Genomic DNA, 9,145 nt, shown 5'->3' with positions numbered 1-9,145 from the left:
GGCCCCGGCCCCGCGGCGGGGGCGGCGGCTGCCGCTGGCCGCCGGCGAGACGCTGCTGCTGGTCACCGACGGGGTGACGGAGGCGCGGGACGGCGACGGCCGCTTCTACCGGCTCCGCGACGACGTGACCCGGGCGGTGGCGGCGGACCCGCGGGTCGTCGCGCCGGCCCCGCTGGTCGCCGTCGTACGGGACGGGACGCTGCGGCACAGCGGGGGTCTGCTGGCCGACGACACCACCGCGTTCGCGGTGCGGCGGACCCGCCCGGACCGGGGCGAAGGCCGCGAAGGGGGACGTTCGGTCTCCTGAGGTCACCCTTTGCAGCCGCAGCGGTTACCGTGCTGCGTAGGTGATCGACAGGGGAGGGACCATGCCCGGAACCGTGCTGCTGCTGGCGGCCTCGCCGCTGGGCCGCGGGCGGCTGGTGGACGCGGCGTCCGTGCTCCCGGTCCTCGCGGCCGTGCCGCCCGCCGTGCTGTCCGGCTCCGACACCGCGAACGTGGTGGAACTCGCCGACCCGCTGGAGCCGCAGGCCGTGCTGACCCGGCTGCGCGCGGCCGCCGCCGCACCGGGACCGCTCACCGTGTACGTCACCGGCCAGCTCCACCTCGACCGCCGCCAGCGCCTGCCGCATCTGGCGCTGGCCCGTACGACCGCGTCCACCATGCGCTACACGGCCCTGCCGTGGCACTGGTTCCGGGACGAACTGCGGCTGCGCCCGGCGGGCGCGACGACCCTCATCCTCGACCTGCACGCCGACGCGGAGACCTGGCAGACGCTGTGCGCGCCGCGGCCGGCCGGCCCGCCGCCGCTGGACTGCGGCCGGGACAACGCGGTGTACGGCCGGGTCGCGCCGCCGCCGTCCCGGCGCGGCGTGGCGGCACCGGCGTACATGAAGGCGGTCGCGACGATCCTGCGCAGCGGGTGGCGTCCGCCGGAGGAGGACCTGCACCAGCAGGCGCTGGCGCGGATCGCGCCGGAGAGCGCGGGCACCGACCTGGTGCTGGTCCAGCGCGGGCCGGTCCCGGGTGATCCGCACGCGGCCGTCACCGCCGCCGTGCGCTCCGGCCGGCACGCGGACGCCGACGCGCTCGCCGCGCGCCTGGAGCAGGCGGCGTCCCTGGCGCACGGGCCCGCCTCCGAGGAGGCGCTGCACTGGACCGAGGTGCGGGCGGACCTGGCGATGCTGGCGGGGGACGCGGCGCGCAGCTGCGGGGCGTGGATGGCGGTGGCCACGGCGCGGCTGGCCGCCGGGCAGGCGCCGGACGCGCCGGCCGTCGAGGCGGCCGTGGACCGGGCGCACCACCAGTGGGGCCGGGTCGGCGACCCGGTCAGGGCCCGTGAGCTGGGCGCGGCGCTCGCGGAGCTGCGCGGCCGGGTGCCCGGCCGGCGCGAGGGCGCGCTGGACCACGTGCACCGGCAGCTGCGCCAGCTGCAGACCCAGGGCTGAGCATCGCCTGCCCTCCGCCGTACGGCTCCGACCGGCCCCGCGTGACCTTCGACGACGCTGTGTGATGTCCGGGCGTCCGCTCGACGGCGGGCGTCACTCCGTTGGCTGCGCTGCGGCGGCCCGGTGCGTGTCCCGCTGCTATCCACGAGAGGAGGGGGACGCCACCGACCGAAGGAGGGGCCGCTCATGGCCACCACTCTCGCCATCGACTTCACCGGGGGCCTCGACGACGCCTGGTCGAAGATCGCCACGTTCGTGCCGAAGCTGGTCGCCTTCCTGGTCATCCTGGCCATCGGTTGGTTCGTCTCCAAGCTGATCGCGCGGGTCCTGGACCGTGTGCTGCGCAAGGTCGGTTCGGAGCGCCTCTCGGAGCGGGCCGGCACCGAGCGGATGCTCGCCAACTCCAAGTACGACCTGACCGGGATCGTCTCCAAGATCGTCTACTACGCGCTGCTGCTGGTCACCCTGCAACTGGCGCTGGGCGTCTTCGGGCCCAATCCGGTCAGCGCGATGATCAACGGCATCGTGGCCTGGCTGCCGCGCGCCATCGTCGCCGTCGTCCTGGTGGTCGTCGCGATGGCCATCGCCAACGCGGTGCGCGGCATCGTCTCCAGCGCGCTGTCGTCCCGGCCGTACGGCGGCACGGTGGCCAGGGTCCTGTGGGCCGCCATCGTCGCGCTCGGCGTCGTCGCGGCGCTGGGCCAGGCGGGCATCGCGACGGACATCACCCGGCCGATGCTGTACGCGGCGCTGGCCACGGTCGCCGGCATCCTGGTCGTCGGTGTCGGCGGCGGCATGATCCAGCCGATGCAGCAGCGGTGGGAGCGGGCGCTGTCCGGGATGGAGCAGGAGCAGCAGCGTGCCAAGGCGGGGGCGAGCGCCTACCAGTCCGGCCGTGAGGACGCGATGCGCAACCAGCCGGCCCGTGAGCGCACGGACATGCCGGGCGGCACGGACATGCGCGGCGGGACCGGGCTCTGACCGGGACCGCCCGGGAGACGGACGGACGGCCGGCGACGCGTTCGCCGGCCACCGCCGCGGTTCCTAGCGCCCCTGGCTCTCCCGGCCCTCCCGGCCCTCGTGGTCGTCCCGGACGGTGCCGTCCCCGCACGCGTCCGGGAACGCGCCGTTCCCGTCGAGCAGGCCGTGCCGGCGGACCAGCCAGCTGATGGCGGTCAGCCGGCACACGGCGTAGTCGTGTCCGACGGGCTCGCGCCAGTCGAGTTCCGTGAGGGCGTCCAGGAAGCCGAGGGCGTAGTCGGTGAGGTCCTCGGGGTGCGGGGGCGGCGGCTCCAGCGAGGGTCCGCCGGCCGACAGCCGGTCCCTGATCTCCGCCACGTGCTGGTCCACCGCGGCCGTGAAAGCGGGCTCGAACGCGAACTCCGCGAAACGCGGCGCGAACGAGCTGCTGATCTCGGCCAGAGGGGACATGCGTCCCACCGTAAGCCTGGCCCAACGGGCCGGATGACCGTCGCAGCGATGATTTACGTCACCCACGCAACGAGCCCGTACGCGCCCCGGCACCCGAGCAGCCACGCGTCCCCGCACTGCTCACCCATGCGTCCCCGCACCCGTCCCCGCACCCGCGCAGCACGTGTCCGGGCACCCGCTCACTCACGCGTCCCCGCACCCGTCCGCGCACGCCCGCAGTACGTGTCCGGGCACCCGCGTGCGTAGGCGTGTGCACGTGTCCGGGGCACCCGCGTGCGTGCGCGTGGGGTCCATGGGCTCCATCGGCGTGCGGTCTACCGGGCCGTGGCCTCCGCCGGTGCCGTGGTCTGCCGGTCGGGCTGCGAGTGGGTCGCTCTGGCCGGGCCCGCGTTGGCCGCCAGGACCAGTGCCGTGACCGCGGCGACGGCCGCGGCGAAGCCTCGGGCGTAGCGCCCGGTGGTGCGTGTGCGTTCCAGCACGGCGACCTCGCAACAGCAGTGAGTTAAGCGCGTTTAATTCACGGTTTAACCTAGGGGCTGGCCGACGCGAACGGCAAGGGGCGCAGGGGGAGTTGCACATGGGGGAGCGGGACGAGCCGAGAACCATCGGACGCCGGGTGCAGCAGTTGCGCGTGCAGCGCGGACTGACCCAGAGACAGCTGGCCGAACCGGTGTACACGCCCGCGTACATCTCCACCCTGGAAGCGGGCCGCGTGCGCCCCTCCGACGAGGCGCTGCGGCATCTCGCCGACCGGCTCGGCGTCGCGTTCGAGGAACTGGCCACCGGCCGTCCGGCCCGTCTCGTGACCGAGCTGCACCTGCGGCTGACCGAGGCGCAGCGCACGCTCGCCGTCGGCGAGGCCGAGGCCGCCGTGGAGCAGTACGCCGGGCTGCTGGCCGAGGCGGAGGAGCACCAGCTGGTCGAGGAGCAGGCCGCCGCGCTGCTCGGGCTCGGCGAGTGCGCGCTGGAGACCGGCGAGCTGGCCGGGGGCCGGCAGTACTTCGAGCGGGCCGAGGCCCGGCTCGCCGACGCGCCGCTGCCCGCCCGCGTGCCGGCGCTGCGCGGCCGGGCCGTCTCCCACTACCTGGCCGGGGAGCTGCGGTACGCGGTGTATCTCCTGGAGTCCACGATCGACGAGCTGAACCGGGGCGGTCTGCACGACCCGGACGCGCTGCTGCTGCTCTACGCCAGCGCGATCGGCCCGTACATGGACATGGGCGCGCACGCGCGGGCGGCCCAGGCGGCGGAGTTCGCACTGGCGCTCGCGCCGCAGTCCGGCGACCCGGCGCTGGTGGCGCGGATGCACCGGTCGGTGGCCCGCACCCTGCTCGCCGAGGGACGTCTCGCCGAGGCCGACGCCTCACTGGCCAAGGCGGCCGAGCTGTACCGCGGGCTGCAACTGCGCACTGAGCTGGCCAACTGCCACTGGATGCGCGGGTACGTGTACGCGCAGAACGGCGAACTGGAGCGTGCCGAGGGCGAGTTGCGGGAGGCGCTGAGCATGCTGTCGGCCAAGCGTGCCTCCCTCTACAGCAGCCAGGTGACCGTCGAGCTGGCCGACGTGCTGCACCGGCGCGGCAGTTCGGCGGAGGCGGCGGCGCTGCTGGAGGACGTGCTCGGCGGGCTCTCACCGGAGCGGGGCGCGGTGCACGCGGCGGCCGCGCACCGACTGCTCGGCATCATCGCCGAGGACGCCCGCGACGCCGAGCGGGCCGAGGAGCACTACGTCCGCGCGATGAGCCTGCTGGAACGCGCGGGCGCGGCCGGTGACCTGGCCGACCTGTGCCGGCTCCTCGGTGACCTGCTGCGCCGCACCGGCCGCGTGGAGGCGGCCCTGGACGCCTACCGCACGGGCCTCGGCCACCGCACGGCCCCGGGCACCACGACCCTCGGCCCGGCCCCGGCCCAGCCCCCGGTCTGACCGCCGGGAGCGCCGAGCGTCGCGGCGCCCCTACCCTTGGCGCCCATGGACATCGCCGTACTCCTCCTCGTCTGCGTCGTGATGCTCGGCGTCACGACCCTCCAGACGCGCCTCGCCCGTGCCGAACGCCGTGCCGCCCGCGCCGAGCGCAAGCTCGACCTGGTCCTGGCCCACCTGGGCCTGCGCGAGGAGACACCGGGGCACGACGAGGTCGTCGCCCTCGTCCGCGAGGGCAGGAAGGTCCAGGCGGTCAAGCGGTACCGGGAGATCACGGGCGCGGACCTGCTGGAGGCCAAGGAAGCGGTCGACCGCCTGTCCTGACACATCGCCACATTGCGTTGACACTCGTCGTCCGGAGCGGCCGTCAGACCCGTACCCGCCCCTGGCGTGCCACCTCCGCGAGGCGTTCCGCGCCGAGCTGGGCGACGGCCTGGGTGACCTCGGGCAGGACGGCGCCGAAGCCGCCGTTGGTGAGCGTGATGGCGTCGTCGCCGACGCGGACCCCCGCCAGGTCCACGGTGAGGTACGTCGGCATGCCGTCGGACGCCTCCCCGGTCATGGTGACCCGCAGGCCCGTCCGCGCGTCACCGGCCTCCGGCAGCGGCAGTTCCGTGACCTCGACGACCTGCGCCCCGGCCCGGGTGGTGGTGGCCCGGAACCGCTCGCACGTGTCCGGCAGCGTGGCCAGCCAGGACAGGACGCGGTCCACGTCGGCGGGCCGGTAGGCGGCGACCTGGTGGCGCAGCTGGGTGTCGTTGTAGGTGTCGTCGAGGGTGGCCGTGGCGCGCGGGCCGGACGGGGCGCCGAACAGTTCCTCCGTGTAGAGGCTGTCGAGCAGCCGCCGGCAGTCGGGGTGGTCCGTGTCCGCCTTGAGCAGGCCGTCCCGCCAGGTGGCCGCGCCGCGGCTGGCCATCCACGGCTCGCCCAGGTCGGTCTCGGTGACCAGCGCGGCCCGCAGTTGTGCCTCGCTCAGCGAGGGCGGGGCCGGTGCGGGCCGCTCGGTGGCGGAGGCGGCCGCGGTGGCGGAGGCGGACGAGGGCTGCGGGACGCCTTCCGGCAGGGGCAGCGCGCGGGGGTCGTCGCGGCCGACGGAACAGGCCGCCGCGGCCAGCAGGGCGGACACCGACAGCGCGGAGGCGAGGAGGACGCGGGCGGTGGTCATCGGGGGCCTCCTGGGGAACCGGGCCGTCCACGAGCGGACGTGCTCCTACGCCACCACCGGCCCGACCGGCCCACCAGCGCGGCGAGCCCGTCCGGGTGAGCCGCCCCGGCCGGCGGGAAAACCGCTCGCACCACCACCCGCCGCCTGTTAGCGTCGCCGCCATGCAGCGTGCCGACCTGTCGCTCACGACGACGCCGGAGAGTGTCCCGGCGCGCTGACTGCTGACCAGTGACGAAGCCCCGGGGCGAGCGGCCCCGGGGCTTCGTCGCGCGTGGTGCTCGCCTCACGACCAGAGGAGACCACCGTGCACGACCACCGACGACTCGGCCGCGAACTCGGCCTGTTCGACACCGACCCGCTGATCGGCGCGGGACTGCCGTACTGGCTCCCGGACGGAGCCCTCGTGCGGCACACCCTGGAGGAGTACGTCCGGGAGGCGGAGCGCGCGGCCGGGTACCGGCACGTGTACTCGCCGGTGCTCGGCAAACGCGAGCTGTACGAGATCTCCGGGCACTGGGCGCACTACAGCGACGACATGTTCCCGCCGATGGAACTGGGCTCCGAGCAGGTCGTGCTGCGCCCCAGCCTCTGCCCCCACCACGCCCTCCTCTACCGCTCCCGCTCCCACAGCTACCGCGAACTGCCGTACCGCATGGCCGAGTTGGGAGGCATGTACCGCTCCGAGCTGTCCGGTGTCCTCGGCGGACTCACCCGCGTACGGGCCATCCACCTCAACGACGCGCACATCTTCTGCACTCCGGACCAGGCCGTCGAGGAGGCCCGCGCCGCGCTCGCGCTCATCTCGCGCGCCTACGCAGACCTGGGCATCCGCGCCGCCCGCCACCGGCTGTCCCTGCCGGGCGGCGGCGGCAAGTACGTCGCCGACCCGGCCCTGTGGGAACGGGCCACCGCGCTGCTGCGCGAGGTCCTGGACGCCTCCGGCCTCGCCTACGAGGCCGTCGAGGGCGAGGCCGCCTTCTACGGCCCGAAGATCGACGTGCAGATCGCCGACTCCGCGGGCCGCGAAACCACCCTGTCCACCGTGCAGATCGACTTCCACCAGCCGGAGCGCTTCGACCTGCACTACACCGGCCCCGACGGCGCCAGGCACCGCCCGGTCATGGTGCACCGCAGCATCATCGGCAGCGTCGAACGGGCGGTCGCGCACCTGCTGGAGGAGCACGGCGGCGCCTTCCCGGTGTGGCTGGCGCCGGTGCAGCTGGTGGTGCTGCCGGTCGGCGAGGACCAGGAGGAACGCGCGTACGACGTCGTACGGCGCGCCGGTGGGCTGGGGCTGCGGGCCGAGGTGGCCGGGTGCGGCGAGGGCAGCCTGGGGGCGCGGATCCGCCGGGCGCGGCTGGTGCCGTACCAGGCGGTGCTCGGGGCGCGGGAGGCCGCGGACGGGCTGCTCGCGGTGCGGCTCAGGGACGGGCGGCGGCCCGGCGCCCTGCCCGTTCAGGAGGTGCTGCGGAGGGTCGCCGAGCGGGCGGCCCGGCGTGGCACCGCGCTCTGGGACCCCGCGTAAGGTCGACGCGCCGCCACCCGCTCGGAAGGAGCCCCCGACGTGACGCACGGACAGACCGTCCCGGTGATCATCGACTGCGACACCGGTGTCGACGACGCCCTGGCCCTGCTGTTCGCGGTCCGCCACCCGGGGCTCGACCTGCGCGCGGTGACCTGCGTGGCCGGGAACACGGACGTGGCCGGCGTGGTCCGCAACACGCTGACCGTGCTGGAGCAGGCGGGCGCGCCGGACATCCCGGTGGCGCGCGGAGCGGAGCGCCCGCTGATCGAGGCGCCCCGCTCCGCGCGCCACGTCCACGGCCACGACGGCATGGGCGACCTCGGCCTCCCCGCCCCGCGCCGCAGCCCCGCGGACGTGGACGCGGTCACGCTGCTGCGCCGCGAGATCCTCGCCTCCCCGCGACCCGTCACGCTGGTGCCCACCGCTCCGCTGACCAACATCGCCCTGCTGCTGCGCACCCACCCCGAGGTCACCCGCAACATCGAGCGGATCGTGTTCATGGGCGGCGCGGCGGGCGCGGGCAACGCCACGGCGGTCGCCGAGTTCAACGTCTGGCACGACCCGGAGGCCGCCGCGATCCTGCTCACGGCCGGGGTGCCGATCACCATGTACGGCCTGGACGTGTTCACCCGGGTCGTCGTCCCGGGCGCGGACGTGCGCCGGCTGCGCGCGAGCACCGAACCGGGCACCCGGCTGGCCGGTGAACTGCTCGCCCACCGTCCCGCCACCCCGGGCAGCCGCCCCGACGACCCCGCCGAGGACGCCGGCGGCCTCGGCGACGCGGGCGCGCTGTGCGCGGTCGCCGACCCGGAGGGGCTGACCACCCACCGCCTCCCGGTCGAGGTGTCCCTGGCTCCCGGCCCGACCCGCGGGCAGACGGTGGTCGACCGCCGCCCGCGCGTCGGCGAGTCCGAGATCCACGGAGACGCGCGCGAGCAGCCGCTGGTGGACGTCGGGCTCGACGTGGACGTCGAGCGCTACGTACGGCTGTACCTGGGGACGGTCGAGCGGACCGAAGCGTAGACCTCCACCGGCCCCGGACCGGTCGGGTCTCCACCGGCCCCGGGCCGGTCGGCTCTCCGCCGGTCCCGAGTCGGTCGGGCGTCCGATCGCGCCGGGTCGGTCGGGTATCCACGGGCCCCGGTCCGGTGGGGCGTCCGATCGCGCCGGGTCGGTCGGGTTTCCACGGCCCTGAGTCGGTCGGGTCTCCCCGGGCCCCGGGCCGGTCGGGTTCTCCTCCGGCCGAGTCGGTCGGGCGTCCTCCGGCCCCGAGTCGGTTGGGTCTCCAACCGTCCCGAGTCGGTCGGGCGTCCGACCGCGCAGGGCCGGTCGGGTCTCCACGGGCCCCGAGCCGGTCGGGTTTCCGCCTGCCCTGAGTCGGTCGGGTTTCCTCCGGCCCCGAGCAGGTCGGACTTCGACCGGCCGGGCGCGGTCGGACGCCCATCGGCCCGGGACGGTCGGACGCCCACCGGCCCCGAGGGTGGTCGGACCTCCACCGGCCGAGCCGGTCAGTCACCGCTCGCGGATCGAGTCGGTCAGACGGGTGCGAAACGGTCACGTCGTCACCCGTGCGGGAATGACGCCACGCTGCCCGGGTGTTCGCTTTTACGGTGGTGTGGACAGATTCACTTCTGCCGCCCGCACGCACCCAGAGGAGA

General features: G+C 75.2%; 10 protein-coding genes. 7 read left to right on the top strand and 3 right to left on the bottom strand.

Translation table 11 applies throughout. The features are described 5' to 3' along the window. The 3 genes from FGW31_RS16700 to FGW31_RS16690 all read left to right on the top strand — a co-directional run. On the top strand, nt 1–307 hold a 307-nt coding region (locus FGW31_RS16700; RefSeq protein ID WP_142194230.1), incomplete at its 5' end, for a SpoIIE family protein phosphatase. Nucleotides 308–368: 61 nt separating this feature from the next. Continuing rightward, entirely contained in the window at nt 369–1,448 is a 1,080-nt protein-coding gene (locus FGW31_RS16695; protein ID WP_142194229.1) for a serine/threonine-protein kinase, read from the top strand. A gap of 186 nt (nt 1,449–1,634) precedes the next feature. Further along, nucleotides 1,635–2,429: a mechanosensitive ion channel family protein gene (locus FGW31_RS16690; RefSeq protein ID WP_142194228.1), complete on the top strand. Its 795-nt coding sequence runs from the start codon at nt 1,635–1,637 to the stop codon at nt 2,427–2,429. 63 nt (nt 2,430–2,492) lie between these two features. Here the strand turns inward: FGW31_RS16690 and FGW31_RS16685 are convergent, their stop codons facing one another. Both FGW31_RS16685 and FGW31_RS35050 read right to left on the bottom strand, forming a co-directional pair. Next, on the bottom strand, nt 2,493–2,879 hold the full coding sequence (locus tag FGW31_RS16685) for a DUF6401 family natural product biosynthesis protein (RefSeq protein WP_220450326.1): 387 nt from the start codon (nt 2,877–2,879) through the stop codon (nt 2,493–2,495). Nucleotides 2,880–3,193: 314 nt separating this feature from the next. Next, nucleotides 3,194–3,358: a hypothetical protein gene (locus FGW31_RS35050; RefSeq protein WP_167530052.1), complete on the bottom strand. Its 165-nt coding sequence runs from the start codon at nt 3,356–3,358 to the stop codon at nt 3,194–3,196. A 98-nt stretch (nt 3,359–3,456) separates the two neighbouring features. Here FGW31_RS35050 and FGW31_RS16680 point away from each other — a divergent pair, with 98 nt between their 5' ends. Together FGW31_RS16680 and FGW31_RS16675 are read left to right on the top strand one after the other, a co-directional pair. Continuing rightward, complete coding sequence (locus FGW31_RS16680) at nt 3,457–4,800, top strand: helix-turn-helix domain-containing protein (protein WP_142194227.1); 1,344 nt, start codon at nt 3,457–3,459, stop codon at nt 4,798–4,800. A 45-nt stretch (nt 4,801–4,845) separates the two neighbouring features. Then, nucleotides 4,846–5,121, top strand: coding sequence for a hypothetical protein (locus tag FGW31_RS16675; RefSeq protein ID WP_142194226.1), 276 nt, complete (start codon nt 4,846–4,848; stop codon nt 5,119–5,121). 43 nt (nt 5,122–5,164) lie between these two features. On the opposite strand, the gene FGW31_RS16670 is transcribed toward FGW31_RS16675, so the two are convergent. Next, nucleotides 5,165–5,962 (bottom strand): hypothetical protein, encoded by a 798-nt coding sequence (locus FGW31_RS16670; protein WP_142194225.1) that lies wholly within the window; start codon nt 5,960–5,962, stop codon nt 5,165–5,167. A 274-nt stretch (nt 5,963–6,236) separates the two neighbouring features. Between FGW31_RS16670 and thrS the strand changes: the two genes are divergently transcribed. Together thrS and FGW31_RS16660 are read left to right on the top strand one after the other, a co-directional pair. After that, nucleotides 6,237–7,487 (top strand): threonine--tRNA ligase, encoded by a 1,251-nt coding sequence (thrS, locus tag FGW31_RS16665; protein WP_142194224.1) that lies wholly within the window; start codon nt 6,237–6,239, stop codon nt 7,485–7,487. A gap of 39 nt (nt 7,488–7,526) precedes the next feature. After that, the gene (locus FGW31_RS16660) at nt 7,527–8,510 is read left to right on the top strand and encodes a nucleoside hydrolase (protein ID WP_142194223.1); all 984 of its coding nucleotides are present in this window, start codon (nt 7,527–7,529) and stop codon (nt 8,508–8,510) included. Nucleotides 8,511–9,145: the final 635 nt, after the last annotated feature.

Source organism: Streptomyces calvus, from assembly GCF_006782915.1.
In the GTDB taxonomy this organism is placed as follows: domain Bacteria; phylum Actinomycetota; class Actinomycetes; order Streptomycetales; family Streptomycetaceae; genus Streptomyces; species Streptomyces calvus.
This window is presented reverse-complemented; position numbering and strand designations above follow the sequence as displayed.

Coding starts and splice junctions, on each gene's coding strand:
- FGW31_RS16695 (WP_142194229.1), top strand. CDS start 369: ATGCCCGGAACCGTGCTGCTGCTGGCGGCCTCGCCGCTGGGCCGCGGG.
- FGW31_RS16690 (WP_142194228.1), top strand. CDS start 1,635: ATGGCCACCACTCTCGCCATCGACTTCACCGGGGGCCTCGACGACGCC.
- FGW31_RS16685 (WP_220450326.1), bottom strand. CDS start 2,879: ATGTCCCCTCTGGCCGAGATCAGCAGCTCGTTCGCGCCGCGTTTCGCG.
- FGW31_RS16680 (WP_142194227.1), top strand. CDS start 3,457: ATGGGGGAGCGGGACGAGCCGAGAACCATCGGACGCCGGGTGCAGCAG.
- FGW31_RS16675 (WP_142194226.1), top strand. CDS start 4,846: ATGGACATCGCCGTACTCCTCCTCGTCTGCGTCGTGATGCTCGGCGTC.
- FGW31_RS16670 (WP_142194225.1), bottom strand. CDS start 5,962: ATGACCACCGCCCGCGTCCTCCTCGCCTCCGCGCTGTCGGTGTCCGCC.